This window comes from Brevibacterium aurantiacum (assembly GCF_900169065.1).
GTDB classification, from domain to species: Bacteria; Actinomycetota; Actinomycetes; order Actinomycetales; family Brevibacteriaceae; genus Brevibacterium; species Brevibacterium aurantiacum.
The window spans coordinates 1-25848 of sequence record NZ_FXZB01000036.1; the positions used below are offsets into that span (position 1 = coordinate 1).

Below are 25848 nucleotides of genomic sequence, written 5' to 3' on the forward strand. Positions count from 1 at the left end.
CGTCGCCGTGAAACGCTCACAGACCTTGGCTGCCGCGCGGGCCAAACACCCCCAAAGGTTCAGCAAGGCCACCGATCCCAAGATCCTGGCCCTACCCGGACCGGCATGGATCAACCAACCAAAGGAGAGCACCGAAACAGAGGCAGCCTAACCACTGCCTCACTCACCCTGGTACCGCTTGACTTGAAAAATTCCGACCGCGCAGAGTGTCTTCACCGAGTATCTGTCCCCTGCGGTAGTGACGGTCGAGTTGGAGACGCCACACACCTCGCAGGTCGTGTAGGCCTTCGCTTCGGTGAGCCAGCTCGGGTGTCACCTATCCGTGTACCAGTCCCTAACCTCCGCGCAATACCGCCTCGGCGACATGCTCGTCGATGGTGGTGTGGAGCAGACTGTCGATAAGCTTGGAGAGTGCCGATCCAAAAACTTCTGCGGAGTGCCTCATGTCAAGATCGGGGTCTGAGGAAGATCGGTACGGAAATTCACGCTAACGACATCCCGGTGTCGATCCTGGCGTGGATAGGGCTCGCGAAAAAGCGAAATGCCCGACGCAAAGCTTTCGCAGTGTGGGGCAACGGATGAGAGCCGCACGTCATCTTTCGGTGGTGGCAGGAAGAGGTCACGGATTGATTGTGCCGGTTTTCTTGCGTTGGTCGCGTTCAACGGCCCGGTAGATGGTGGATCGGCTGATGGAGAATAGTTCTGCCATTTCGGTCATGGTGTGTTTGCCGGCATCGTGCAGTTCGAGGAGGTGTGTTTCTTGTTTCACGGTGAGTTTTGGCTGTTTTCCCCGGAGTCGGCCGTTGGCCTTGGCAACCTTCATTCCTTCGCGGGTGCGCATGCTGATGAGGTCGGCTTCGAACTCAGCGATCATCGCCAGGACGTTGAACAGCAGTTTGCCCATTGGGTCGGTGGGGTCGTGGACGGAACCACCGATGCTGAGTCTGATTTCGCGTCTGGCGAGGCCGTCGGCTATCTCGTGGGCGTCTCGGACGGACCGGGCCAGGCGGTCGAGTTTGGTAACGACGAAGGTATCTCCGGCCCGGCAGGCGGCGAGGGCTTCGTGAAGTCCTGCGCGATTCTTGTTCCTGCCGGTAAAGCCATGATCAACATAGACGCGTTCGGGTTCAACGCCGAGGGATGCCAGGGCATCACGCTGGGCGGTGAGGTCTTGCTCCTCCGTGGACACGCGTGCGTAACCGACCATGATCTTAGACATGTAGATCAGTGTGTCACATAGGGATCTTCACCGGACAGTTCACCGTACACCCTATACGGACACTTCATAGGTCACCATTAGCAAAGCAGCAGGTCAGCGGTTGGCGTGTCCGGTGGAGGACCGGCTTACGGGACAGTCTGCTTGTGGCAACCTGCACCCGAGCGCAAGGGCGTCCTTTCGTCGGCCAAATGAGCGAGACCCGAGAGCGTCAACATCTCCTTGACACCTTCGATGCGTCAACCTATCCTTGACACATGACTCCATCAACAAGAATTCGCACTGCAAGAAAAGTCCTCCTGGTCGCCCTCGCGCTCGGCATCTGCATGGTGGTGTTCGCAGCATTTATAGGCTTAGGGCTCCCGGGTTTCATCATCAGCGTGGCTGGGTGGATTGCCCTGATAGCCAGCTTGATCGGCTTCATAGTGGTTCTCGTTCAGAAATCCACCGCGGCTTCACGTGCAAACTCTTGGCGTCCAGCTGACAATGAAGAGCTATGAGCAACGAAGCCGACGTCGCCCTTTCCGTGCGACTATCGAAACTCGCTGCTGATCTGGAGCCAAGCCCCTCGGATGATGAGTCCATGCAATCACCGGAGGCCGTCCTTCGCTCCGTAGCCGTTTTTGGCGACATAGCCCGTGTATCCACACAGCTTCAATCGCAGGCGGTTGCGACAGCTCAAGATTCTGGATTGAGTTGGGCAAAAATTGGCAAAGCGCTTGGAATTTCCCGCCAGGCTGCCCAGCAGCGTTTCGACACCCGCCGAACCGAGGCAATGCAAGCCACGGAGACCATGCGGATCGTGGGTCCTGTTTCGCGCAATGAAGAAGTGGAACAGATCAATGCGGCCGGAAGACAAGGCTGGAAGCTAATCCGTTCGCTACACGGCGAACACGCACTCGAACTCGACGACGAGTCTTGGGAAGTCACGCGAGTCTCGATCTTTTCATTGCGCGCCTTGCCTGCTGCAAGTGACGGATGGGAAGCGGCTTCGACCAGGTTCCCCGACTGTTTCTACATTCGCAAGATTCTTAACTGAGCAGCAGACACACCTTAACTGCGGCTGTACCGCAGGTGGTTCCTCTTGCGGGCGTGGATATGTTCAGGGAAATGTTGCCTCGTTTAGGTCTCCAGGTCCTCATCGGGGTTCCTCAATGGCCGAAGTTCCGTTCCCGTGGCGCCTGCGGTGAAAGAGTAGCGGCCCAGCATATTGATGTGTTCCGAGACCAGCGGCGACAGGCGATGCACGTCCTCGTCTGCAACGTTGTGGCCGCGGTCGCGGAGCCCGGTCAGTGCGGCTTCCAGGTAGCGGGTGTTCCACAGGATGACGGCGTTCAGAACCAGGCCAAGGGCGCCGAGTTGGTCTTCCTGGCCTTCCCGGTAGGACTGCCGTATTTGGCCCCTCCGCCCGTGGAAGATGAGTCTGGCCAGGGCATGCCGGGATTCCTGCACAGTCAACTGGGTATGGATTTGCCGGCGGTACCCCTCATCGGCATCGATGAAGTCCAACAGATGCTCGGTCTTTGCAATCCTCCCGTACTCCGCCAACGCCTTCCCGAGCAGCGTCGGTGCCCCGCCTCCCTGGGTGACCCGCAGGACTTCGGAGGCGCGCACGGTCCCGGACGTCAAGGACCCAGCAAGGCGAAGCATGTCCGGCCAGTTCGACGAGATGAGATCCAGGTTGATGCGGTTGCGACCGGCTACCGCGTTCAGCTTCCCATAATCCGCAGTGGCGTCGATGCGCCAGAACCGTTGGTCCGGCAACCCGGCCAGACGGGGCGAGAACCGATATCCGAGCAGGGTGAAAAGCCCGAAGACCTGGTCTGAGTAGGAGGCCGTGTCAGTGGCGACCATCTCGGGGCGTTGGCCACCGTCAAGATCGAGCAGCCCATCCAAAATATGCAGGGAATCGCGGACCGTTCCCGGAACCACAACGGCACCCAGCCCGGAGACCTGGTCGTTGAGATAGTTCAGCCAGGTCAGGCCGCGGCCCTGGCCAAAGTAGCGCGGATTTGCCCCGGCATTGACGGTAGCCACCGGCACCACAAACCGCATCCCATCGACGGACGCCAACAAGCCGGTGCCCCAGCGCCGTGCGAGTCCGAGACCGGACTGGGCCTTGATCAGGCGGGCGTTAGCTGCGCGAAGCGTATCGGCACGCACATAGTTTTGGTCGACGTGGCTCAGGCGTCCACGTGTCAGGGCGGGGTGGCCATCCCTTACCACCGGTGTGAGTCCGACGTTGCAGGCCTCGGCCACCAGGATGGCTGCGACGGAGACATCAAGCTGGCCCATCCTCGCGGAGGTCTCCGAGACGTGGCTGAATTCCGAGAGGAATCCCGTCCAGGAATGTACTTCCAGCAGCACATCGGGCAGGTCCACCCTCGGCAGCATCCCGGAGACCAGCCCCGGCAACTGCGTCAGGGACTCCGGGACCGTCTTGGCCTCCAGGGGTGAGAGGTGGACTTTGCCGGCATCATCAATCCGTACCGTTGGATTGTCGGCCAACTGCTCAGCCGCCGCACGATAACGGGCATCAAGGCGGTGGCGCACACCAGCCAGATGCTCCGTTGGCTCTTCTGGCAGCTGGAGAGCCCTCAAAGTCTCAGTCTTGGTTTTCTGCCACGCAGGATCGGTGAGCAACCGCGCCCGAGGGTCTCCCCAGCGCCGCCCGCCAACCACGAAGATGTCCCTGCGCCGCAGCGCCTTATGGACGGCCACCGTCACCGCCACCGTGTAGGCCTTGCGGTCGATTTCCTCCGAAGCCGTGACAAGACGCTGCCAAGTCGGAGAGAGGACAGACAGATCAACCTCGGCAGGGTCTTTCTTGCGGCCGTCCAGAACCTCCGGCAGTGCCGTCAGCGCCGCCAACGTTGGCGTCCCGCCCGCGGTGGCCCCGAAGGGTGCCGCCGCGGCCAACGCCGGCAGGAACGAGCGCACGGTGGCGAACCGGCGCAGCATCTGCCCCGCAGTATCAGCCTCGGCACCCTCGGGATTCACCACTTCGTTCACCACCTGCAGCGCGGCGCGTAGCTCGGACAAGGAAACCTGATCGGCCAGCACCGAGGCGGCCTCTGCGCCGGAATATTCCGTGTTGTCCAACACCTCGACCAGTGTTTTCGCGGCCTTCGCCAATTGCAGTGAGGCCTTGGACAAACGGGGCAGGGATTTCAACCGGGCGGCAGTGGATTCCCTGGTTGCCTTGCGCAGAACGCGTTCGTTGACAATGGCGTCCAGGGCATCACACAAATCATCGGCAACCTCCGACGTCAATGCGCGCACGGCACAAAGCAGTGTCGCACCCCGGCGCTGTCCCGATAGTCCTCGAAGCGATGAGGCCTTGCCCGCCAATCCGTAGCGGGCCAGGGCGTTCATCCGGCCCTCGGGGATCATCTCCACATCAATGGACCCGGCACCCAGGGACCGCAAGCGGCCCAGCCGCTCCAACTGCCGCAAGAATTCCGGCACCGAGACCCTCGAAGGCCCGGTCCGCAGCCGTTCCCACGCGGTCAACCGCGACCCATCCCCAACGCGAAGCAGACCTTCCAATTCCAGAATCAATGCGGGGCCGGCCGCGTCCACCAGCATGGAATGGAGGCGGTCATTTGCTCCGGCACGGACCTCTAAAACCAGTCGTGTCAACGTAGAGACGCCGGGGAGAAGGACCTTGCGCTCACGCAGCCAGAGCGCCGCCCGTTCAAACAAACGCACCGGTCCCTCCGACGAAGTCCAGGCCCGGGCCTCCAGAAACAGCCTCAGCTCTTCGTACCTGGCCGGATCGGAGAAATCCGCATACCCGTACTCGGTGGAGATTTCCGCGGCGTGTTCGTACCCGGTCTGTCCCCGCTGCGCATACAGCTTGAGCACGGAAGCATCGGCAATGCCCAGCTGCCCGGCCAGGGATTCCACCACCGGCCACGGAACAGCCAATGGATCCGTCAAAAAACGTCCGACTACCCGCACCGTGATCAGTTGAACAGCAAATCCCAGGCGATTGTGCATTCCCCGGCGGCGACCAACCACCGACAAATCGGCATCGTCCAACCAACAGAAACGTTCCAGGTCCTCCGCTGGTACCTCGTCGGGGAATCCGCTGAACCCTGCGACCTGCTCATCACTTAGAAAATCGACCGCCATGTCACCCATTCAACAGGCCGCTGACTCCTTAGCGTGAATTTCCGGGCGATTCTTCCCCAGACCCCAGATCCCCGGCAGATGGAACCCGGAGTGCCTCATGTCAATACCCCCGGCTAATGAGGGTCGTGCCTCACACAAATTATCCCCGGGAACAACTCTCACCCCACCCGACTCGGCCTGACCCGAATACCCGAGGAATCGGGCAATGCCTGCTTGGCCTCGATCTCACGTTCCATACGCGCGGTCTTCCCGGCAGCGAGCTTGATCAGCCTCTGCTGGATCCGATCGATCTCGGCCGCGATATGGACCGGGTCAAGACCAGCCTTGTAAGCCCTGAGCTCAGCGACTTGCTTTCTGTTGAGGATCCCGGAATCCAGCAGACGCACGAACGGGGTCCGCGGGGTGTCATAAACACGTTTGCGACGACCCACCGAATCAGTGGAATACCCGGTGGGTTTCTTCGTCGGAGTGAAGTAGTTCAACCGGTCATTGACCAGTGCCCAGAGCGTCGTCATGAGTCCGAGTTCGGTTGTCGTGTCGTAGCGGTAGTAGAACCCGTACCGACGCACGAGATGGTTGTTCTTTGACTCGATCGTGGCCTGGTCATTCTTCGTATAAGGCCTGCCGCGAGTGAAGAAGATCTTCCGCTGGGCCGCCCAGTCGATGAGGTCGTGATTGATGAACTCTGAACCGTTGTCGAAGTCGAGCCCGGTCACGAGATAGGGCACCGCTTCAACGAAATGAGTGCACGCGGCAACAATGTGTACGGCAGCATTGTTCTTGACTGCTCGGGTGTAGACCCACCCGGTGTGCATATCGGTGTAATTGACCGAGCGGATGAACTCGCCCTTCAACGTCGGTCCGCAGTGGGCAACGGTATCGACTTCGAAGAATCCGGGTTCGGCTTCGACTTCATCACCGGCCTTACGAACCTGGATCGAGTTGCGCAACAGTGTGCCAGGCTTCGTTGCCGACTTCCCACGCAGGGTGTCTCTAGCCCGGGCTGGTGCCAGGTATCGGTCGATCGTGGCTGGACTCATCGACACCAGCTCGTCGCGTACGTTCGTGCTGTAGCGGCCCTGGCCAGGCACGAGGTGGTTGTGGGCTTCGAGGGAGTTGAGGAGATCGACCATAGCTTGGGCGAGGTATTTGCCGCAGATTCCACCGGCAACTGACCACACATACTGCAGGATCTTGATCGCGTCGTAGGAGTACTTACGGGCCTTAGTCTTGCGTCGATCGATCACGGCCACGGTGGCGTTGGCTCTGCCCTTGGGCTGGCGAGTCCGACGCATGAGCTGTTGGCGAGCGTGGTCGCGGTTCCAGCCAGTGATGTCGGTGACGGCATCGAGGATGGCCGACTTTTGTTGCCTGCCGGCCTTGGCATACGCGGTGGCGTATTTCTTCGTGATCTCGATTCTGGTGTTCATGGAAACGTCCTTGTCGACCATGACCCCATCGTCGTCGTGTCTATGTCCCCGGGTGAAGAGTCTGGCGGGGAAATTTATGTGAGGCACGACCCTTGGCTACGCGGGGACTATCTATGAGTCTCGTCGGAACCTTGTCACGGTCGGAGAGCAGGAGTATGCTCAGTCGCCCAATTAGCCTTGCCTTTTGGATCTGGCCAGGCACGAGGATAGGAGAGTGAAATGCTCAAAGGTGACAGCACTCGACTGATGGGCGCTAAGCATCTCGTTCTGGCTGTGGCGGTCGTGGCCCTGGGAGTTTTGGGAGTAGCTGCCCCGGCTAGTGCTTCGGCTTCCCCATCGCATGAGCAGCAGGAAGTTGTTGCGTTAGATCCCTATGTTGCGGTCACTGAAGCCACGTGCAGAAATGGAGGCGGGTACCCGTTGAACGGTATATGCTTCGGCGGCCGCTGGGATGGAGCGATCATAATCGTATGAGCTTGCCAAGTGGAGAACTGCAAGTTGGTCGTCTATGCATCGATGGGTGGGTAACTCCACGCTTAGAGGCCGCGATTCGAGAGGCCGTACAACTAGCAAATGAGTCACCGGGTGACTACCTCGGGGTGGAGCATGTCATGCTTGCTCTTATTGCCCAAGGCGATTCTCCGACGCTGGTTGATCGCGTAGTTCCTGTCGAGACCGTTCGCGAATGGCGCGACGAACTGAGCAAGGTGATTGCCTCAACGAAGCCAGAGATAGCTTCCGATTCGATCAATGTCAGTGTTGAACGTGAGTAATGCGAAATCGAGAAACCACGGCCACTATCAAAACGCAGAGTGGGCGAACGCTTCGGGACTCAAGCCCGACCACTTCGTCATGACGCCGTGAACCGGAGTGCCTCAGGTCAAGACCCCCGGCTAACCAGGGCCGTGCCTCACCTAATTTTCCCCCTGTGGGTTGTGCAGAGAGTCTTCACCCAGGAAGGGCCGCTCGTAGTGACAGTCGAGTCAGAGACGCCACACACCTCGCAGGTCGTGTAGGCCTTCGCTTCGGCTGCATCGACGAGTTTGTCCACACGTTCTCGGTTGTCGTCATTGACGCTCATCTGGTCGTAGTAGAACCGTAGGCCCCCGAACTTCTCCTTGATCTGATCGACTTTGTATCCAGGTTCGATGCTGCCAATCTTGTTATCGAGATCGAGAATGAGCGGGTACCAGCCTGACTGGCACTCCGGATAGATCCTTCGGCGTTCATAGAACTGAACCATCTGGTCTTCGTCCAACAGTCCTCCGATCACTTGCTTCTACGAAACAGCCGGCGCAAGAACGAACCGCCGGCCGCCGACTCTGACCGGGCAGGCTTGTCCACGGTCATACCGTTGTGGTCGACGTGCTCGGTCACGTCTGAACCTGACCGGTCAGCCCGGTCTCGAGGCCCGGCTTCGAGCATCCGCATGGCCGTACGGACGTCATCAAGATTGTTCTGCAGGGTACTCACATGGGTACGCAGATGCTCAACCTCACGTTGCTCAGTGAGTAACTTTTGCTCAAGGTCGTGGAGGGCTTTCACCTGCGACGATGATCTTTGACCATAGTCACGACCATGGTCATTCTCGGCGTGAGTAAGGTCGGTGACTACCCCTTGACCATGGTCAGGTGGAGACGGTTGACCAGGGTTGAGACCGGCCGCAATGAGATCAGTGACCGGAATCGTCCAGGCGCCCCGGGCACCCTGGACCGCATTGGGCAGAGACCCGTCCTTGAGGCGGCGACGTATCGTGGCCGGAGAGACCCCGCACTCACGCGCAGCCTGTTGCACGCTCCAGGACGGTCGCGGCGATCCTGCTGTCGTCATTGGTCGTGGGCTTCGAGCTCGTCGCGTCGACGCCGTTGAAATGGCGAGAGCAGTTCGGGCGGCATCCGCCGCACCTTCATGTCTTCGAGTGCCTGGATATCCTCGGGCGTGACGTGGATGTTCATGTGCCCACGACCAGCGGTGAGCGCCAGCTTCTCCGAGGCGACGGGAGTGCCTGTCTCGCCGCAGGCCGGGCACTCCCATCGGACAGAGGTGCCGCCGTTGACGGGGAGAACGAGAACGTCCATGAGCTTCCCCGACAGGTACTCTTTCCGCAGTTTCGCCCACTCGCTGGCCCACGCTTTTTTCTTCTGCCCGTAGGTGCTCATGATTCGTCCTCGGGCTGGTCTTTGAGAGCGTTGTGAACGGTGCCAACGGAGCAACCGACCTCGTTGGCGATCGTACGCATCGACAGACCTGTCTCGCGCAGCTCACGAATCCGCAATCGCCGCTGTTCCGCGCGGCTTAGATAGACCTCACGAGGGTCCGATGTCCACCTCTTAATCGTGCGTGGGTCCACACCAGCACGTTCTGCCAGCTCACGGATAGTCAGCCCATTACGGGGGATTCGCTCACGAGTGGCCATTGCTGATTGCCTCCATAATGCGCTGGCGGGTGGCCGCGCGGCGAGCTTCGCCACTGGCAATGCCGCCCTTGAGGCCTCCTTGTCGGCCGGTGTTGCGGTGGTAGGCGGCGGACTTTTCTTCGCTGGTGGTGCGGGAGTCGAGCCACCCGGTGTAGCGGGTGGTGATCCACTTGTAGAAGCTGCGAATGGTGGCCCTGATCTCGCTGGCGGGCAGTGCCTCGCTGAACGTCGAGTTCATCTCCTGGCACAAATTGACGATCGCTGCTTCGAGGTCGTGACGGTCCTCTGGCGTGGGGTGTTCGTTGCGCTTCCGGATGGTGCGCGCGACCCGGTACACGTCCCACCTGACGGTTTCGAAGAGGGTGCAGTTGCGGCCGAGCCCCACGGGGTTTTTCCGCTTGGTGCGCTGCCAGGAGTCTGGCGGCATGAAGTCTGAGACGGTCAGGTGCTCGGTGAGCTCGTCGAGGTTGTAGAGGTGATCGGTCAGCCAGGAGGCTTCCCACTGCTCGTGGGTGGGGTTTTTCGTGATCAGCCCGGAATAGCCCTTGTCGCCGTCAACGGACCGGCGCAGCCCCTCGGTCACGGCGGCGGCGTAGGCGAGTGGTTTGCGTCTGGCGTACTCGGTGCGGGTGACTGGCTCTGCAAGTGCCCATACGGCGTGTGCGTGGCCGTTGGCAGGGTTCTCGACTACGGCGTTGGGTTGCCAGGCTTTTCGGTTCCACATGGCGCGCATGAGCGCGTCGGGGTGGTCGATGTCGACGACAAGGAGATTCGACAAGGATTGGGGGTTGGCCTCGATGTAGCGCAGCTCCAGGGCGTTGTGGCGGCTGGTGCGATAGATGCCCTGGAGCAGATCGTCAGAGGCCAGGGGCCACAGCGGCAACCACATCTGTCCCCACGTCTCCGTACGACCCGCCTGCCGAGCTTCACGGACGGGATCGACCCGTTCTCGATGCTCGCCGTGATCGTGCGGGGATCGACCCCGAGCGCCGCCGCAGCCTCCGCCCGTGTAATGACCGCGTTACGGGAGGCCCGTAAGTCGTCCAATGTCACCGATATGTCTCTCATCGCCCTGCCTGCCGTCCCTAATCAAGAGTCCTGAGTTCCCAATAAAGTACAGTATGGTGCTTGACGAGTCAAGAGCGGGCATGTACGTTCCTAGTATGGAAACAGAACGAGTGCGGGGAAACCCCGCCGGGATCACGCACGAGCACGTCGCCCAGAACCTCCGCACCGCACGCCAGGCCATCGGCATGGACGTGCGCACCGCCGCCCGGCTGATGACCGAGGCGGGCCGAAAGCTCGCCCCGTCGGGGATCAGCAAGATCGAGAACGGCGACCGGCGCGTGGACGTGGACGACCTCACCGCCCTCGCCTACATCCTCCGCACCACACCCGCAGCTCTTCTTACCCCGCTTGCTGAGGCGGTCACGCTGACCGGGGTGCCCGAGTCGTTCCTACCCGAAGAGATACAGGCATGGGTCGCAGGCGCCGTGAAGCTCACCACCGAGGACTTGGTGCGCTACTGGAAAGAGCAACGCTTCCAAGCGATCAACTCGGCGCACTGGGCCGAGGAAATACTCGCCAAGTACGACCGCGGCCAGGTTGGTATCACTCCGCGCGAGGTGTACCAGGAACGCTACGACGTGCAGACCGCCCGCGAGGAACACGCCACCGGCAGGCTGTTGCAACTCGACCCGAACGCCTCACTCGCGTTCGAGTAACGAACCACCACGAGAGAAAGGAGCAAGGTCTATGGCACCAGCCAGTCACCCGCCGCCGGACGAGGCGGCACCGAGCAGCGTTGAGGGGGTGAAGCAGAAGCAGCAGCGACGTTCCCGGTCGCGGCATCAGGGATCGCTGGGCGACTACCAGACCCGCAAGGGGCGACGGTGGAAGTTCCAAATCTATGTGCTGATCGACCCGGAGAAGCCCGAGCTGGGCGAGAAGCGGCTCACCCGTGGCGGGTTCACCGACCTCGAAGAAGCACAGGCCGCGCTCACCGAGGCGCTACGAAAGAAAGCGAGGAACGAGAAGTTCCAGGGCAAGACCCCCACGGTCGGTGTGTACGCCGAGCATTGGATGTCGAGCTTGCGGCTGGCCGATTCCACGATCAAGGGGTATCGGAAGATCATCCGTAACCACATCACCCCCGACCTGGGTCGCATCAGGATCGACAAGCTCACCGCCACCCGCATCGGCTCCCACTACCGGGAGTTGGAAAAGAGCGGGCGCAAGGACGAGTACGGCAAAGGCAAACCACTCTCGGCCAACAGCATCCACAAGGTGCACGTCGTCCTCGGCGCGATCCTCGACGCCGCAATCGACGATGGGCTGATCCAAGTCAACCCGGCAAAGAAGAAGCGCACCGTGAACGCCCCGAAGTCGTCACAGGTTCGAGCGCAGAAACCGGAAATCGTGACCTGGACGGGCGAGCAGCTACAGACGTTCCTCACTTGGAACGAGAAGGAACTGCAAGACGAACTGTTCCCACTGTGGCGACTGATCGCCTACACCGGGATGCGACGCTCCGAAGCTCTCGCGCTCAGATGGAACGACATCAACACCAAGACCGGGCGCATCAGCATCCGGCGAGCGGTGAACACCGAGGACTGGACGACCACCAAGACCACGAAAACGGGCACCGCCCGCGTGATCGACGTGGACGCCGCGACCCTCAAAGTGCTCGCCTCCTACAAGGTCGCCCGCGCCGAAGTGTCGTTCGATTTGGCGAAAGCCGATGCGTATGTGTTCGGTGACGACGAGGGCAAGCTGCGCTCACCCGACGCCATGACGAGCCGCTGGGATCGCCGCATGAACTGGCTCGCCAAGGCACACCCGACGCTGCCCCGCGTGACGATCAAGGGGCTGCGCCACACGCACGCCACACTCCTGCTGGAGCTTGGCGAGCATCCCAAGGTAGTACAGGAGCGCCTGGGGCACTCCACCATCACAACCACGATGAACATCTACAGCCATGTCACCCCGACGATGCAGAAAGCCGCAGCAGACCGCTTCGCGGCCCATCTCGGTGGGGCTTAGCACATATCTCAGCACATGGCACGAAAATGACCCCCAACCCGGTGATCTAAACCCCAGGTCAGAGGCCGTTCTCCGCTCTGTACGCGAGGGGGGACTTGAACCCCCACGTCCGCAGACACTGGAACCTAAATCCAGCGCGTCTACCAATTCCGCCACTCGCGCGCGACGTCCTCAAGATTAGCAGGACGAGGGCGCGATGCTGAAACGATCAGATAACGCAGCCGGTCAGGCGGCGTCGATGCCCAAGGCCTTGCGCACACGAGCCACATGACCGGTGGCCTTGACGTTGTACTGTGCCAGTTCAACGGCGCCCTCAGCATCGATGACGAGCGTGGAGCGGATGACGCCCTGGACGACCTTGCCGTAGTTCTTCTTCTCCCCGAAGGCGCCCCACTCTTCCATCATGGTCTTGTCGGGGTCGGAGAGGAGGTCGAAGTTCAGGCTCTCCTTCTCAGCGAACTTCTTCAGCTTCTCCGGCTTGTCCGGCGAGATGCCCAGAACCACGAGGCCGGCAGCGGAGAGCGCCGAGAGTGAATCGCGGAAGTCGCAGGCCTCGGTCGTGCAGCCGGGAGTCATTGCGGCAGGGTAGAAGTAGACGACTACCCGCTGCCCCTTGAACTCGCTGAGGGTCACGGACTTCCCGTCCTGATTGCTCAGAGTGAAATCCGGGGCGGTGTCGCCGACTGACAGACGTGGCATAGTGTCTCCTCTTCTCGTTCGGAACTTCTCAGAAGTTCTCAGTTCAGTGTCCACTCTAGTCCGAGACCCCGACACGGTTCAGCCTCACTCGATTCGAGCGAAGACCTCGCCGACGGCCACCATGTCACCGACCTTCGAGAGCTGCTTGAGTCTTCCGGCGCTGGGCGCCTGGACTCGGGTCTCCATCTTCATCGCCGACAGCACAGCGACATCGTCACCCTCGGCCACCTCGGCGCCGTCGGCGACGAGATAATCGACGAGGTTGCCGGGCACCGGAGCACTGACACCACCGGTCTCCGCGGCGCCACCATCAGAGCCAGTTCCACCATCACCAGCACCGGCAGCCCCGCCACCGGCGCTGCCCAATGCGGCCAGCAGTGCACTCGGCAGCCCGAGGCTGGAGAGTTTGCCGTCGATTTCGATGTTCACACGCGTCAGCGAGGACTCGGACGCCGGTGCCGGCCGAGGCTGTGTCGTCATGCGGGGGAGGAGCTCGGACTCGATCCACTGCGTGTGGATTCCCAGCTCATCAGCGGTGAACGCGGGATCCGTCAGGATCTCCAGGGAGCATGGAAGCACGGTCGCCGGGCCCTCGACGTGGAGTTCCTTCGCCGCGGTCACGGTGCGTGCGATCGCGGAGGCACGGTCGGGGCCTTGGACGATGAGCTTGGCGAACAGCGAATCGAAGGCCGGCTGCACCATGTCACCGGCCCGGACTCCCGCATCCCAGCGCACACCGGGACCACCCGGGGCGTTGAGCACATCGATGCGGCCCGGAGTCGGCAGGAAACCACGCCCGGGGTCCTCGGCGTTGATGCGCAGCTCGATGGCATGCCCCCGCGGCTCAGGTGTCGACGACAGCGACAGCCCCTGACCGAAGGCGATGCGGAACTGCTCGGCGACGAGATCGACTCCGGAGACCGCCTCGGTGACGGGGTGTTCGACCTGGAGTCGGGTGTTGACCTCGAGGAAGGTCATCGTGGAGTCGGCGGCGAGGAGGAACTCGACGGTGCCCGCACCTCTATAGTTCACCTCGGCGCAGATGGCTTCAGCCGAACGGTGCAGACGCTCACGCTGATCGGCGCTGAGGCCGGGCGCGGGTGCCTCTTCGATGAGTTTCTGGTTGCGGCGCTGGGCCGAGCAGTCGCGGTCGCCGACGGCCACGACGCGTCCCTGACCGTCGCCGACGATCTGGACCTCGACATGGCGGGGGCGTTCGAGGAACTTCTCGACGAAGCATTCGGAGCGTCCGAAGGCCTCCACAGCTTCACGGGTGGCCGATTCGAAGGCTCCGGCAACCTCGGCGAGGTCGTGGACGATCTTCATACCGCGCCCGCCTCCACCGTGGGCTGCCTTGATGATGATCGGCAGGCCGTGTTCGGCTGCGAAGGCCTCAACCTCGCCGGCGTCCTTGAGCGGCCGGTCGATGCCCGGGGCCAGCGGGGCGCCGACCTTCTGCGCCAGTTGGCGAGCGGTGACCTTGTCGCCGAGTGCCGTGATGGTGTCCGCAGTGGGCCCGATCCAGATGAGGCCGGCATCTTCGACTGCGGCGGCGAAGTCGGCGTTCTCGGACAGGAAGCCATAGCCGGGGTGGACGGCGTCGGCCCCGGACTGCTTGGCCGCTGCGATGATCGCATCGATGTTGAGGTAGGTGTCGGCCGCATTGGTGCCCGGCAGGGAGTAGGCCTCATCGGCCAGCTGCGTGTGCATGGCTTCGAGGTCTTGGTCGGCGTAGACGGCGACCGAGGTGTGGCCGTAGTGGGCGCAGGCGCGGATGACGCGGACGGCGATTTCGCCGCGGTTGGCAACGAGGATCTTCGGCATGATTCAGTGTCCGTTCTGCGGTGAATGGCGGGTGTGGTCTGTGGTGGTGGCATCGTCGGCCACCGGGGAGGTCTCGGTCACGAAGCGGATCATGACGCCGGGTGCCAGCTGTGCCGCGAGGTCTGTGTCATCGACGCTGGCGATGATCGGGTAGCCGCCGGTCAGCGGATGGTCGGGTCCGAAGAGCACCGGCTGACCGTTGGGTGGGACCTGCAGAGCCCCGGTCACAGCACCCTCGCTGGGCAGCTCCCCGGTGCGGGCTCGTTCGAGTGGGATCTCACCGGCCAGTCTGAGTCCGACCCGATCGGATTCGTGGGTGACCGTCCAGACCTGTCCCAGCAGGGTCTGCAGGCCAGTGGAGGTGAACCAGTCATCGCGGGGTCCCAGGGTCACCGACAGCTCGATCGTCTCTCCAGGTGCGGGCAGGCGCCGCTGACCGTCTGCGCTGCGGATGGGATCGACGAGGTGGGGCGCCGACTCCGGTCGCCCCAACCTGATCGTGGTGTCCGGCTCCACATGCGCAGGGCCGAGACCAGCCAGCGTATCGGCCGAGGCGCTGCCCAGGGCAGTCTCGGCCTCGATGCCGCCGCGGAAGGCGATATAGACACGAGTCCCGCGCTCGGTGCTGCCGAGTTCGAGTTCGTCCCCATCATCGAGTGAGAAGGCCTCGCCGAGGTGGTGCCGGAACACGGCACCGTCGGCAGAGGTCACGGTGATCGTTGCCGTCGCCCCGGTCACCGCGGCCACACCGTTACCGGTGAGGGCCAGCCTCACCCCGCCGCCGAAGCTCTCCAGCCCGGCCGCGGACTCGGCGTTGCCGACGAGACGGTTGGCAGTCTGCAGTGCACCGCGGTCGGCGGCACCTGCGCTCGAGACGCCCATGGCCGCGAAGCCGGGACGGCCGAGGTCCTGGACGAGCAGCTGCAGTCCGGGACGGATGACCGTGCAGGAATGCGACGAGGCGGCCGCGCCCGGCTGCGAAGACACGGCAGATTCCGCGCTCGCCTCAGCGACCGTGACCGACTCCCGCTCTGCTTCCCGGAACTTCACTGTCGTTCCGGGCACAAACAGGGCAGGGGGTTCCCGGTCGAGGTCCCACAGTGTGGCATCGGTGCGGCCGATGAGCTGCCAGCCGCCGGGGGAGGCGCGGGGGTAGACGCCGGTGAATTCCCCGGCCAGGGCCACGGCACCCACGGGCACGCGGGTGCGCGGGGAGGATCGACGGGGAACGTCGAAGATCGGGTCGTCACCGGCGAGGTAGCCGAACCCGGGGGCGAAACCGGAGAAGGCGACCTGCCAGGTGGCGCGCTGATGCCGGGTCACCACCTCGGCGGGAGACAGGGAGAGGAGATTGGCCACCTCGGCGAGATCCTCACCGTCGTAGTGGACATCGATCGTGACCTCACGGGACTCACTCGAATCCGTGCCCGTGTGTTCGAGCCCGTGGATGGCATCGGTGAGCACCGGCGCCGAGGTGCGGGTCGGGTTGAACGTGACCAGGACCGTCCGTGCGGCCGGGATCAGTTCTTCGACGCCCTCGAGCGCAGCTGATTCCAGGGCACGATGTAAGTGCATGGTGGCCGCGAGATCCGGGCATTCGACGAGAAGATGACGGCGGGAGGCAGTGTGGAATTCGAGGGTGTCGATCATTGGCGGTAGTTGCCTTCCGGCGCGTCGGTGATGAACATCCGGCCCGGTGAGTGCGTGATCGCGAACGGTGGGGCCGAGGCTTGGATGGCGACCTGGGGAGTGACTCCGCAGGCCCAGAACACGGGAATGTCGCCGTCCTCGATCATCGGTGCGTCACCGAAGTCGGGGGCTGAGAGGTCAGTGATGCCGATCTGCTCGGGTTCTCCGATGTGGACGGGGCCACCGTGGACGGCGGGGAAACGGTCGGTGATGCGCACCGCCTCGGCGACCTGTCCGGCGGGAATGGGACGCATGGACACGACCATGTTCCCGCTCACGCGACCGGCGGGACTGCAGGCGATCGATGTGGAGTACATCGGCACATTGCGCCCGGCCTGCTGATGGCGGATCGGAATGCCTGCCTCCAGCAGCCCGGTCTCGAAGGTGAAGCTGCACCCGATGAGGAAGGACACGAGGTCAGGGTGCTGTGCCCAGGCCGCGGTGGCGTCATCGACCTCGTCGACGAGTTCACCGTTCTCCCACAGACGGTAGCGGGGAATGTCGGTGCGCAGATCGCTGCCCGACGCCAGCGCGGATTCGACCTGCCCGGGCTCGAGGACATCGATGACCGGGCACGGCTTCGGGTTGCGCTGGGCGAAGAGGAGCATGTCGAAGGCCCAGTCGGCAGGCACCGCGATGAGGTTGGCCTGAACCAGACCAGGAGCCAGACCCGAGGTCGGTTCCGTGGACCCGGCCCGGATGCGCTCGCGGGCCTCCGCCCCGGCTGCAGCGTCGAACTGACTCATCGACCGGCACCGGCGAACGCAGCGATCCTTACACCCGAGGATTCGAGGAGCTCACGCGCCGCGCGGGCCATGTCGATCGAACCCTGACTGTCGCCGTGGAAGCAGATCGACTGGGCGTCGACATCGACGAGGCTGCCGTCGATGGCCTCGACCTGCCCAGTCTGGACGAGTCTGAGCACGCGTGCGGCCACGGCTTGCGGGTCATGCAGCACTGCATTGGGTTCTGTGCGAGCGACCAGCGAACCGTCGGGGTTGTAGGAGCGATCGGCGAAGGCCTCGGCCGCAACCTTCAACCCCGCCTCGGCGGCGACGCGGTTGGCCACGCTGCCGGCCAGACCGAGGAAGACCAGGGAGGAGTCGACGGCCTTGACCGCGTCGACGACGACCTTGGCCTGCGCCTCGTCACGGACAATGGCGTTGTAGAGGCCGCCATGGGGTTTGACATAGGCGACCGAGCCGCCGACGGCTGCGGTCAGACCCAGGAGGGCACCGATCTGGTATTCGACCTGAGCCTGCAGGGTGGCTGCAGGAACGTCGAGGGGGCGGCGCCCGAAGCCTTCGTAGTCGTCGTAGCCGGGGTGTGCCCCGATGACGACTCCACCTTTCGTCGCCGCTGCCAGGGTCTCCCGGATCCCCTCGGGGCTGCCGGCATGGAAGCCGCAGGAGACGTTGGCGCTGGTGACCAAGTCCAGCATGGCCGCATCGTCGCTGACGACGCGGTCGGGGACGTTCTCCCCGAGGTCCGAGTTGAGGTCGATGGCAGATGTCATTGTCACCCTCCGATTCCGATCATTGCGAAGATGGGGCCGACCGACTCAACGGCCGTGTACCACATCAACAGTGTTGCCGCGGTGCCGATGATGAGCAACCACGTGGGGTATTTGTCGACGCGAAGCAGGCGTGGTTTGAACCAGCCGATGTACATGAAGATCGTCAGGCCGATCGGCAGGATGAGTCCGTTGAATCCGCCGACGAAGACGAGCAGGGTCGCCGGTGCGGTTCCGACGATGAGGTAGATGACGAGCGAGACGGCGATGAATGCGACCGTGGCCAGCTGCAGCGGCCACCCCTTCTCGAGACGTTTGGAGAACGCTGACAGGAACGTCGCCGAGGTGTAGGCCGCCCCGATCACCGAGCTCAGTGCCGCTGCCCAGAAGATGGCGCCGAAGATGCGCATTCCGGCATCGCCGAGGACCGCGGCGAAGGCCTGTCCGGCTGGGTTGGCGACGTTGCTGTCGAGGTCGAGGGCGACTCCCGAGGCCACGACGCCGAGGATGGCCAGAAACAGGATGTAGCGCATGACGCCGGTGACGAGGATGCCTGTGAGCGCCGAGCGCATCACTGAGGGAGCATGCTCCGGTCCGGTCTTACCCGAGTCGAGGTAGCGGTGGGCTCCCGAGTAGGTGATGTAGCCGCCGACGCTGCCGCCGACGATGGTCGTGATGGTGGCGAAGTTGATGGTGTCGGGCAGGAAGCTCTGCTTGATCGCTTCGCCGACCGGTGGGTCGGAGGCGATCGCGACGATGACGGTGAGGATGATCATTCCGACGCCGAGGACCATGACGACAGTGTCGACGACCTTGCCTGCGCGTTTGAACAGGAAGATGCCGATGGCCAGCACACCGGTGAGCAGACCACCGAGCTTCGGGTCGATGCCGAGGAGGGCGTTGAGGCCGAGTCCGCCGCCGGCGATGTTGCCGATGTTGAAGGCCAGACCGCCGATGACGATGAGGACGGACAGGAGGATGCCCGTGCCCGGGATGGCGCTCGAGGCGAGCTGGGCGGCTCGCTTGCCCGAGGACGTGATCATGCGCCACACATTGAGCTGGATGGCGATGTCGATGAGGATCGAGATGAAGATGGCGAAGGCGAAGGCTGCGCCCATCTGGGCGGTGAAGGTCGCCGTCTGTGTGATGAATCCCGGGCCGATCGCCGAGGTGGCCATGAGGAAGATCGCGCCCAGAATGGCACTGCGACTGACCTTCACTGGTTGATTCGTAGCTGTTTCTTGCGGCTGTGACATGGGATCTCCAAGTTGCCTGACGTCTGGTCTGCCTTTGAGCGCGATACGAGACCAGCCTCGCTGGTGGTCCGCATCACTATTGGTGAAGCGTTAGACAATCTAACATGGATTGTTCAACAAGAATAGACTTGCGTCACATTTCGGATTAAGAATTGTTCTCACGAATCTGGGCTATTTGTTGCCTCGGTCACTAGGATGGAACCGTGAATCACGAATCGTCCCTGGTCAATCAGCTCACCGACCGCCTCATCGCCGGCGAGCTGCCGCCCGGCGTCCGCCTGTCCGAAGCCGCTCTGGCAAAGGAGTTCGACGTCTCCCGCAACACGCTGCGCGAAGCCTTCCGCGTGCTGGGGGAGCAGGGCCTGGTCAATCACATCCCGCACCGCGGAGTCTCGGTGGCCTCGCCGAACACCTCTGACGTCATCGACATCTACCGGGTGCGACGCCACATCGAATGCTCGGTGCTGGAGAACGCTCCGAAGAACCATCCGGGCGCCGAGGAGATGCGCCGGGCCGTGGAAGCCGCACAGACTGCCGCGGCCGCCGATGACTGGCTGCAGGTGGGAACACTGAATATGTCCTTCCACAATGCCGTGGTCTCACTCTCGGACAGCTCCCGGCTGATGCGCTCGTTCGGCAATGTCCTAGCCGAACTGCGTCTGGCCTTCCTCAAGGTCGAGGTCCTCGACTTCCTCCATGCGCCGTTCGTCGAGCGCAACCAAGAGGTCCTCGATGCCTATCTGCATGAGACCCCGAGAGAAGCGGCCGCTAAACTCGGCGCCTACCTCGGCGATTCCGAACGTCAGGTCCTCGGCGCCTACGCCCGCGCCGGTCAGGACTGAGCACCATGTTCTGAATCTGACGTTCTCAACGTGATGTTCTCAGCACAGTGCCCGCTGAGGCCCGACTGCTAGACTCATAGAGACGTGTTTGTGCAAATTGCATACGCCCATGTCGGCCCAGGCCTGCATGTCTATCGGCAGATCAGACAGTGGTCGGTCTGCAAGGAGTGCGCAATGAAGTATGCACCATATCTCTGTCCCGACTGCTACGGCCGTCTCATTGACACCGCCGCTGCTGCGGAACCCGGTGACGGAGTGAATCTCAACCCCATGCTCGAGTGCGCAGACGGCTGCGGCGTTTCGGAGAATGCACTCAAGCCCTATAGGATCCGGATGAACGGCAGATCCCGCAGAGCAACGAGGACACCAGTCCGATCTGCGGCCAAGGCACCGGTTCGACGCCAACACTAGCCAGCTGACACCGACCCTGGTGCCAGCTACGGAAGACAAACAAGAAACCGCCGTTCGGATGATCCGAACGGCGGTTTCTTTGCTGTGGTGCACCCCCCGGGACTTGAACCCGGAACCCACTGATTAAGAGTCAGTTGCTCTACCAATTGAGCTAGAGGTGCGAGCTGCGCTTGCCGCGCAACGAGAATTAATATTACTCAGGTTCCCAGGGTTCATGCAAACTGAGAACGGCCCTTTTCAGATTTTGTGAGGTAGCTCGCATACCTGCACGTCAGAGGTACATCCCAGACCGCGACTGCTCCGCTGGTTCTGAGATCGCGTGGACGTCGCGCTCACGCAGCAGCACGTACGCCGTCCCCTCCAGCTCCACCTCGGCGAGCTCCTCAGGATCATAGAGGACGGTGTCGCCGAGGTTGGCCTGCCTCACGTGTGGGCCGGCCGCGACGACCTTGCCCCACACGAGACGCTTGCCCATGCTGGCAGTTGCCGGGATGACGATCCCTGCCGAGGATTTGCGTTCCCCGGCCTCCTCGCCCGGATCCACCAGGATCCGGTCGTGCAGCATGCGGATGGGCAGAGCGGACTCAGCCACGCTTGCTGCGGCCGGAGACACCCACGATCAGTGCGGCCACGCCGAGGACGACTCCGACGCCGAGTGCAACCGCCTCGGATTTGACCGAGCCGCTCTCCTCTTCAACGACGGAGTACTTCGCCTTGTTAGCGGCGCGAGTCGCGAGGACCTTCGGGTGGACACGGCCCACAAGTTCATCGATGTTGTCCGCGATGCGCTCTTCGCGCAGGCGAATCGATTCCGCCAGCTGGCTGGGTGACGCTGAGTCGACGGTCACATCTGAGGTGTAGACATTGTCAGTCATCGGGGCAGGTCCTCCGGGTCGAGAATACGTTCATGCACGTGACGGGGTGCCACGGTGCCTCGTGTCAAGCTTAACCGCTTGATTCTCTCAGTGTCAGATATTGGGTGCGGAGAGCCGAAAAGTCACGATGTCGACCGTCGCGTCCTGCGGCATCGTCGGATAGTGCTTCCGGAGGTTCGCGACATAGCTGTCGACGCTTGAGCCCTCTCGCAGGTGCAGAAGCTGTGGAGTCAGCTCGCTCAGTCGGCACGTGTCGACCGAGGTGATGTCGACGGGGAGCGGCCCGTGCTCTGTGTGTTCGAAATACGCCAAGGCAGGGCCGGGGGAGTGGGATTCCTGCCACCTCACCGTCAGGGTCTTCTGCCCCGAGACGGTGGACTCGTAGTAGCCGGGGTGGAACCGCAGGAGCCGTTGCGGTGCCGAGTCAGGGTGACGGTAGGAATAGGGGAGAAGGGCAGAGATCGGAGCGATCTCTGCTGAGCCCGAACCCTCCGGTCCCGGGACTACGACGAGTGCGTCGGGGTACAGGTCGAGGATAACCTGACGGCAGCGCCCGCAGGGGGAGAGCAGACCCCGATCTCCGCATCCGGCCGCTGCAATCGTCACCAAGGGCCCGGCCTCGGCTGCGACAGCGTTGCCGATGGCGACGAGTTCTGCGCAGGGGCCGCCGTTGAAGTGGTGGACGTTGACGCCTGTGTGGATGTGACCGTAGGTGTCCATCGCAGCGGCTGCCACGGTGTGGTTCACATTCGCGCCCAGGGTGGCAGCCAGCGATTGCGCGGCAGCGACGACCTGTAACTCCGAGTCGTAGAGGTCCATGCTGCGATCCTAAGGCAACCGTGAACTCAGTTCTGCTTGTTGCGTCGTCCGACGATCCAGATGATGAAACCGACGGCGGCCATGCCTGAGGCTGCGAGGATGAAGATCGGCCACGAACTCACAATCGTTGACACGATCGACTCACCGAACGACGTCGACGGTGGTTTGTCGCTGCGAGGTTCTGGCGTGTTGCCTCCGGTGATGAGGTCGGTGTCATCATCGGGCACAGGTGTGTCCGGGTTCTGCGGGACTGGGTCCGAATAGTCCGGAGGTGGTGCGTCGCCGTTTCCGGGCATCCAGTCGTCGCCGACATCGCCGGGAATCTCATCGCGAGTGTCGGACGAGCCGTTGCCGGTCGCAGGGTCGGGGGTCGTGTCCTCGCGGTTCGGGCCGTCATCGCCCGAGGTTGTTCCCGAGCCGTCCTGATCGGCCGAGCCCTTGTCGTCCTTGCCGTTGTCGTTGCTCGAGCTGCCATCTTTGTCGGCGTTTCCGACGCTGTCGGAGTTGCCGGAATCGGAGTCGTTCGATGATGCCGAAGAGTTCGAATCTGATTCCTTCTGGGCCGAATCGGCATCGGCCGTCGTCGAGGAGTCGGTGTCTTTCGAATCGGCCTGCGCGGAGTCTGAGGAATTGGAGTCAGAGGAAGCGCTAGTATCCGAGGAGCTGTCGGAATTCTCCTTGTTCCCCGTTGAGCCTGTGTCTGAATCTGAATCTGAAGTCGAGCCGTCGTCTTTAGCTTCCGAATCCTCGGAGGCGCTCATGCCCGCGCCCGAGGAGGAGTCTGCGGTGCCGCCGTCGGGATCAGCGGTCTCGTTCGAGTTCGCGCCGGCGGTTGCGCCCGCGTCGCTGTTGTCGCCGTCACTTGGCGGCGGATACGCCTCGCCCTCTACGACGCTGATGGTTGTGCCATCAGAGGTGAACGCCCAGACAGGATCCGGTGCCTTTTCGAACGCAGTGAACTCCATCCTTTTGCCAGTGTCGTCATTGAGAACGTACCCGTCTTCATCGAACGAATACTTACTCGGTGCGTCGTTCGTCGCCTCGGGCAAGGGATTTCCACTGTCGTCGGTAGTGCCCTCTGGTTCTGAAGTGCTCTGTGCCGGCCAGCGATTGTTCTGTTTTGGGCCAGCGAATTTCTTACCTTCCCAGCTTTCGGGCATGTCGGAAAGCTGCATGGTCTGATCCGACGGGTTCCACGTTGAATCGATCGGATCCTCGACGGCGCAGGGTGTGGTGGTGTCGCCACCGTCGCTGGGGTCATCGCACTTTGGGTCGTCTTCAGAGGCATCATCATCTGCCTCCGCATTGGGATCTGCGGCATCGGCTCCTGCGTCTGCGCCATCATCGGACCCGTTTGAGTTCGAATCCGCTTCGCTCGACGCAGAGTCCGAGTCTCCCGAGTCCGCTGCCGACGCCGCATCCGTGCCATCTGTCGAACCGTCGGCCTTGACGTCAGTGGTCCCAAGGTCAGAGACAGACGCCTCCGCGACCGCGGTAGGCGAGGCCTGAGCTGGAGCGATTGTGCCTGTGAGCGGGAGCAGCACCAGGGCAAGAGCAGTGCCGAGGGCGGCCGCTGTGCGGCTGAACTCGCGTGTAGCTGGCACTGTGTTCCTTCGGTGTGGGGACTCCGGCATCAGACGTGCAAGGGGACTTGGCAGACAGGCACATCTTTCCCCATCCTAATGGCTACATCAAGGGTGAGAAAGTTTTCGGTCATTTCTCGCTCGTGTCGGACGACTTCTCGTAGGCCCGGATCGTCGAGTCTGCGCCGTCGACGATGGCTCTGCCGCCGTCGTCGGTCAGCGCCAGCAGGTTGGTGTCCGTGCGGTAGGCGTGTTTGCCAGCCAGCAGGCAGGAGTCGTCGTTGTCGACGGTGCAGGGCACGATCGTGCCGCGCGGTTCCGAGAGGTGGATGTCCTTGCTCGAGGTGTCCATGAGCAGCAGCCCGGATTCCAGGTCGAAGAGATACGGGCCGATGTAGGCTCGCTTTCCGCCTTGGCCGCGCACCCATGACATCTCGCCGACGATGTCGGTCGTGGTGGTCACAGTCGATAGGATCGAACCGTCTTCCAAGGAGTGGACGACGAGTTGGATGCGGTGACCGGAGTTCGTCGATGCTCCCTGTTCGCCCCACAGCGTGACGGCCTTGCCATGACCGGCCGAGACCCATTTGATGATCTGGAGTCCATCGGCGGGGGCTTCGAGTTTGACGGATCGCTCATCGCCGGACTTGATGTTCTTCGCCTTGACCGGACCGTTCCAGTCGGAGCTGAAGAGCTCGTCGTTCTCGATCGCCATCGGCGTCGATCCCGATTCGGGAGTCGGCACATTCACGAGGCCGTCGACACCGAAGGTGGACAGACGGTTACCCGACTTGATGAGGACGCTTTTGCCCGCCGAGGTGATGCGTGCGTTCTCCGGCAGCTGATAGGTCTTGGGCTTGTCCTCACCGTCCATGAGCGCTTCGGCGGTGTCGCCGGCCTGCCACAGCAGGGCGGGCTTGCCGTCGATGATCGTGTCGACGGCGAAGGTCGGGGCTTCGCTGGTCTTTCCCGAGTACCGGGATTTGCCTGTCGCGGAGTCGAGGACTTCGAGCTTCCCGCCGTCGACGACGAGGACACCACGATCCGAGGCCGTGACCGAGGCGTCTTTGGGGATCTTGGTCTCCCACGTCGGCGAGTTGTCGAAGCCGGGAACGACGTCCGCGGTCTTGTCCACGGAGAGTTCGGACGCGGGATTGATCTGCTGTTCCGACTCGATCGTCTGCGGTGAGTCCTGAGAGCCTGCAGGCACGATGTTGGGAATGACGAACGCCCCGATCATCAGGATCACGATGCCGATGAGCACGAGTCCGGGAACGGTGATCTTCTTCAGTCGTTGGGGGCGATTCTGTGGTGAGTTCTTGTGCTGCGGTGCGCGCTTGCGCACTCGGGTGCGCTTGACTGTCGGAGCGTTGGGTGCGGCAGGTCCGGAGAACGGAGTGCCCAGGGGATAGTCATCCCCATTGCCCGCCTCGGCGTCGGTCTTCTTCTGTTGGTGGCGCTCTGACTGTGCATCGGCAGGATCACCGTCCGTCGCCGAGGTGGTCGTGGACTCATCCGTCGACCTGTTCCCATCCGATGCGGGTGCGGCGGGAGAGGAGGAAGGTTCCTGCGCAGGAGGGGGAGTCGGTGATGCGGAAGCTGCGGGAGCGATCTTGCCGGTCTCGTCCAGGACGACGTCGACTTCCTGATTGCCGTCGTCGATGGTCACTGGTACTTGGGTCGCGGTCTCCCTGGCGTAGTCGCCAAGGTAGGTCATGGCCTGTCCGGTGTCGGAGTAGCGACTCGTCGCCCCGTTGAGGGTGAGATAGGTGAACCCGTCCTGAGAGACGGAGATCAGCGCACGAGCCATGTACAGGGTTCCTTGAACGATATTGAGGATAGGACCGTGACAATACTATTGAATCCAAGTGGATGCACCTACCGTTTTTCCGAAACCGTTATACATCGCTACTGAATCGTTGCACGTCAGGAGATCTGTGTCTCATTGTGCACCATATGCGCTGTGAGTCGAGGTGCCTCACTGAGGAGTGAGCGCGTGATCCGTGTTGGTGCCTCAGCATTTTTGAGCGTGAGGCTTACGGTTCACTAATTCGTTTGGAGTCGATTCATCGACGGTTTCAATGATGCCATGTCCA

At 62.5% G+C, this 25848-nt stretch carries 24 protein-coding genes and 2 tRNA genes; 6 read left to right on the forward strand and 20 right to left on the reverse strand.

The features are described 5' to 3' along the window. Positions 1–619 precede the first annotated feature (619 nt). Complete coding sequence (locus BAUR9175_RS17650) at positions 620–1219, reverse strand: recombinase family protein (RefSeq protein ID WP_096161814.1); 600 nt, start codon at positions 1217–1219, stop codon at positions 620–622. Positions 1220–1473: 254 nt separating this feature from the next. Here BAUR9175_RS17650 and BAUR9175_RS17655 point away from each other — a divergent pair, with 254 nt between their 5' ends. Both BAUR9175_RS17655 and BAUR9175_RS17660 read left to right on the forward strand, forming a co-directional pair. After that, entirely contained in the window at positions 1474–1716 is a 243-nt protein-coding gene (locus BAUR9175_RS17655) for a hypothetical protein (RefSeq protein ID WP_101584756.1), read from the forward strand. Next, a complete protein-coding gene (locus tag BAUR9175_RS17660; RefSeq protein ID WP_101584757.1) occupies positions 1713–2255 on the forward strand; it encodes a hypothetical protein in 543 nt (180 codons plus the stop codon). Before BAUR9175_RS17655 ends, BAUR9175_RS17660 begins: the two co-directional genes overlap by 4 nt. Before the next feature lie 83 nt (positions 2256–2338). On the opposite strand, the gene BAUR9175_RS17665 is transcribed toward BAUR9175_RS17660, so the two are convergent. Both BAUR9175_RS17665 and BAUR9175_RS17670 read right to left on the reverse strand, forming a co-directional pair. Then, positions 2339–5353, reverse strand: a complete 3015-nt coding sequence (locus tag BAUR9175_RS17665) for a Tn3 family transposase (RefSeq protein WP_101584772.1) — start codon at positions 5351–5353, stop codon at positions 2339–2341. A 158-nt stretch (positions 5354–5511) separates the two neighbouring features. Further along, positions 5512–6783: an integrase catalytic domain-containing protein gene (locus BAUR9175_RS17670; protein ID WP_180959277.1), complete on the reverse strand. Its 1272-nt coding sequence runs from the start codon at positions 6781–6783 to the stop codon at positions 5512–5514. Between the two features lie 470 nt (positions 6784–7253). Between BAUR9175_RS17670 and BAUR9175_RS19255 the strand changes: the two genes are divergently transcribed. Then, complete coding sequence (locus BAUR9175_RS19255; RefSeq protein WP_125178126.1) at positions 7254–7556, forward strand: Clp protease N-terminal domain-containing protein; 303 nt, start codon at positions 7254–7256, stop codon at positions 7554–7556. A gap of 137 nt (positions 7557–7693) precedes the next feature. Here the strand turns inward: BAUR9175_RS19255 and BAUR9175_RS17675 are convergent, their stop codons facing one another. From BAUR9175_RS17675 to BAUR9175_RS17695, 4 genes are all read right to left on the reverse strand, one after another. Further along, positions 7694–8041 carry a hypothetical protein gene (locus BAUR9175_RS17675; RefSeq protein ID WP_125178127.1) on the reverse strand — a complete coding sequence of 116 codons (348 nt, stop codon included), beginning with the start codon at positions 8039–8041 and terminating at the stop codon, positions 7694–7696. Positions 8042–8609: 568 nt separating this feature from the next. Beyond that, positions 8610–8942, reverse strand: coding sequence for a hypothetical protein (locus BAUR9175_RS17685; protein ID WP_009885501.1), 333 nt, complete (start codon positions 8940–8942; stop codon positions 8610–8612). Next, positions 8939–9199: a helix-turn-helix domain-containing protein gene (locus BAUR9175_RS20000; RefSeq protein ID WP_081448679.1), complete on the reverse strand. Its 261-nt coding sequence runs from the start codon at positions 9197–9199 to the stop codon at positions 8939–8941. The genes BAUR9175_RS17685 and BAUR9175_RS20000 overlap by 4 nt, the downstream gene beginning before the upstream one ends. After that, on the reverse strand, positions 9186–10088 hold the full coding sequence (locus BAUR9175_RS17695; RefSeq protein WP_009885499.1) for a replication initiation protein: 903 nt from the start codon (positions 10086–10088) through the stop codon (positions 9186–9188). The genes BAUR9175_RS20000 and BAUR9175_RS17695 overlap by 14 nt, the downstream gene beginning before the upstream one ends. A 274-nt stretch (positions 10089–10362) precedes the next feature. On the opposite strand from BAUR9175_RS17695, the gene BAUR9175_RS17705 reads away from it, so the two are divergent. Further along, positions 10363–10923, forward strand: coding sequence for a helix-turn-helix domain-containing protein (locus tag BAUR9175_RS17705; protein ID WP_069600596.1), 561 nt, complete (start codon positions 10363–10365; stop codon positions 10921–10923). Between the two features lie 88 nt (positions 10924–11011). Beyond that, positions 11012–12241: a tyrosine-type recombinase/integrase gene (locus BAUR9175_RS17710; RefSeq protein ID WP_164479505.1), complete on the forward strand. Its 1230-nt coding sequence runs from the start codon at positions 11012–11014 to the stop codon at positions 12239–12241. A gap of 80 nt (positions 12242–12321) precedes the next feature. Here the strand turns inward: BAUR9175_RS17710 and BAUR9175_RS17715 are convergent. The 7 genes from BAUR9175_RS17715 to BAUR9175_RS17745 form a co-directional block, all read right to left on the reverse strand. Continuing rightward, a tRNA-Leu gene (locus BAUR9175_RS17715) sits at positions 12322–12403 on the reverse strand. Positions 12404–12466: 63 nt separating this feature from the next. Beyond that, a complete protein-coding gene (gene bcp, locus BAUR9175_RS17720; protein ID WP_069600594.1) occupies positions 12467–12940 on the reverse strand; it encodes a thioredoxin-dependent thiol peroxidase in 474 nt (157 codons plus the stop codon). 84 nt (positions 12941–13024) lie between these two features. Next, on the reverse strand, positions 13025–14764 hold the full coding sequence (locus BAUR9175_RS17725) for an acetyl/propionyl/methylcrotonyl-CoA carboxylase subunit alpha (protein WP_101584758.1): 1740 nt from the start codon (positions 14762–14764) through the stop codon (positions 13025–13027). Between the two features lie 3 nt (positions 14765–14767). After that, positions 14768–16414: a 5-oxoprolinase subunit B/C family protein gene (locus BAUR9175_RS17730; RefSeq protein ID WP_101584760.1), complete on the reverse strand. Its 1647-nt coding sequence runs from the start codon at positions 16412–16414 to the stop codon at positions 14768–14770. Next, complete coding sequence (locus tag BAUR9175_RS17735; protein ID WP_101584762.1) at positions 16411–17199, reverse strand: putative hydro-lyase; 789 nt, start codon at positions 17197–17199, stop codon at positions 16411–16413. Before BAUR9175_RS17735 ends, BAUR9175_RS17730 begins: the two co-directional genes overlap by 4 nt. Continuing rightward, on the reverse strand, positions 17196–17969 hold the full coding sequence (locus tag BAUR9175_RS17740) for a LamB/YcsF family protein (protein WP_101584763.1): 774 nt from the start codon (positions 17967–17969) through the stop codon (positions 17196–17198). The genes BAUR9175_RS17735 and BAUR9175_RS17740 overlap by 4 nt, the downstream gene beginning before the upstream one ends. Before the next feature lie 2 nt (positions 17970–17971). Further along, positions 17972–19222, reverse strand: coding sequence for an NRAMP family divalent metal transporter (locus BAUR9175_RS17745; RefSeq protein ID WP_164743345.1), 1251 nt, complete (start codon positions 19220–19222; stop codon positions 17972–17974). A 203-nt stretch (positions 19223–19425) separates the two neighbouring features. Between BAUR9175_RS17745 and BAUR9175_RS17750 the strand changes: the two genes are divergently transcribed. Continuing rightward, a complete protein-coding gene (locus tag BAUR9175_RS17750; RefSeq protein WP_009882731.1) occupies positions 19426–20064 on the forward strand; it encodes a GntR family transcriptional regulator in 639 nt (212 codons plus the stop codon). Positions 20065–20560: 496 nt separating this feature from the next. On the opposite strand, the gene BAUR9175_RS17755 is transcribed toward BAUR9175_RS17750, so the two are convergent. From BAUR9175_RS17755 to BAUR9175_RS17780, 6 genes are all read right to left on the reverse strand, one after another. Beyond that, positions 20561–20636, reverse strand: a tRNA-Lys gene (locus BAUR9175_RS17755). Positions 20637–20746: 110 nt separating this feature from the next. Continuing rightward, positions 20747–21067 (reverse strand): GroES family chaperonin, encoded by a 321-nt coding sequence (locus BAUR9175_RS17760; RefSeq protein ID WP_096161198.1) that lies wholly within the window; start codon positions 21065–21067, stop codon positions 20747–20749. Next, entirely contained in the window at positions 21060–21350 is a 291-nt protein-coding gene (locus BAUR9175_RS17765) for a DUF3618 domain-containing protein (RefSeq protein ID WP_101584767.1), read from the reverse strand. Before BAUR9175_RS17765 ends, BAUR9175_RS17760 begins: the two co-directional genes overlap by 8 nt. 93 nt (positions 21351–21443) lie before the next feature. After that, positions 21444–22169, reverse strand: a complete 726-nt coding sequence (locus BAUR9175_RS17770; protein ID WP_101557643.1) for an ASCH domain-containing protein — start codon at positions 22167–22169, stop codon at positions 21444–21446. A gap of 26 nt (positions 22170–22195) precedes the next feature. Next, positions 22196–23773, reverse strand: coding sequence for a hypothetical protein (locus tag BAUR9175_RS17775; RefSeq protein WP_101584769.1), 1578 nt, complete (start codon positions 23771–23773; stop codon positions 22196–22198). Positions 23774–23882: 109 nt separating this feature from the next. Continuing rightward, entirely contained in the window at positions 23883–25562 is a 1680-nt protein-coding gene (locus BAUR9175_RS17780) for a hypothetical protein (RefSeq protein WP_101584770.1), read from the reverse strand. Between the last annotated feature and the right edge of the window lie 286 nt (positions 25563–25848).

Excerpts from the sequence above, each read along its gene's own strand:
- BAUR9175_RS17650 (WP_096161814.1), bottom strand. The coding sequence starts at position 1,219 with ATGTCTAAGATCATGGTCGGTTACGCACGCGTGTCCACGGAGGAGCAA.
- BAUR9175_RS17655 (WP_101584756.1), top strand. The coding sequence starts at position 1,474 with ATGACTCCATCAACAAGAATTCGCACTGCAAGAAAAGTCCTCCTGGTC.
- BAUR9175_RS17660 (WP_101584757.1), top strand. The coding sequence starts at position 1,713 with ATGAGCAACGAAGCCGACGTCGCCCTTTCCGTGCGACTATCGAAACTC.
- BAUR9175_RS17665 (WP_101584772.1), bottom strand. The coding sequence starts at position 5,353 with ATGGCGGTCGATTTTCTAAGTGATGAGCAGGTCGCAGGGTTCAGCGGA.
- BAUR9175_RS17670 (WP_180959277.1), bottom strand. The coding sequence starts at position 6,783 with ATGAACACCAGAATCGAGATCACGAAGAAATACGCCACCGCGTATGCC.
- BAUR9175_RS19255 (WP_125178126.1), top strand. The coding sequence starts at position 7,254 with ATGAGCTTGCCAAGTGGAGAACTGCAAGTTGGTCGTCTATGCATCGAT.
- BAUR9175_RS17685 (WP_009885501.1), bottom strand. The coding sequence starts at position 8,942 with ATGAGCACCTACGGGCAGAAGAAAAAAGCGTGGGCCAGCGAGTGGGCG.
- BAUR9175_RS20000 (WP_081448679.1), bottom strand. The coding sequence starts at position 9,199 with ATGGCCACTCGTGAGCGAATCCCCCGTAATGGGCTGACTATCCGTGAG.
- BAUR9175_RS17695 (WP_009885499.1), bottom strand. The coding sequence starts at position 10,088 with ATGTGGTTGCCGCTGTGGCCCCTGGCCTCTGACGATCTGCTCCAGGGC.
- BAUR9175_RS17705 (WP_069600596.1), top strand. The coding sequence starts at position 10,363 with ATGGAAACAGAACGAGTGCGGGGAAACCCCGCCGGGATCACGCACGAG.
- bcp (WP_069600594.1), bottom strand. The coding sequence starts at position 12,940 with ATGCCACGTCTGTCAGTCGGCGACACCGCCCCGGATTTCACTCTGAGC.
- BAUR9175_RS17725 (WP_101584758.1), bottom strand. The coding sequence starts at position 14,764 with ATGCCGAAGATCCTCGTTGCCAACCGCGGCGAAATCGCCGTCCGCGTC.
- BAUR9175_RS17730 (WP_101584760.1), bottom strand. The coding sequence starts at position 16,414 with ATGATCGACACCCTCGAATTCCACACTGCCTCCCGCCGTCATCTTCTC.
- BAUR9175_RS17735 (WP_101584762.1), bottom strand. The coding sequence starts at position 17,199 with ATGAGTCAGTTCGACGCTGCAGCCGGGGCGGAGGCCCGCGAGCGCATC.
- BAUR9175_RS17740 (WP_101584763.1), bottom strand. The coding sequence starts at position 17,969 with ATGACATCTGCCATCGACCTCAACTCGGACCTCGGGGAGAACGTCCCC.
- BAUR9175_RS17745 (WP_164743345.1), bottom strand. The coding sequence starts at position 19,222 with ATGTCACAGCCGCAAGAAACAGCTACGAATCAACCAGTGAAGGTCAGT.
- BAUR9175_RS17765 (WP_101584767.1), bottom strand. The coding sequence starts at position 21,350 with ATGACTGACAATGTCTACACCTCAGATGTGACCGTCGACTCAGCGTCA.
- BAUR9175_RS17770 (WP_101557643.1), bottom strand. The coding sequence starts at position 22,169 with ATGGACCTCTACGACTCGGAGTTACAGGTCGTCGCTGCCGCGCAATCG.
- BAUR9175_RS17780 (WP_101584770.1), bottom strand. The coding sequence starts at position 25,562 with ATGGCTCGTGCGCTGATCTCCGTCTCTCAGGACGGGTTCACCTATCTC.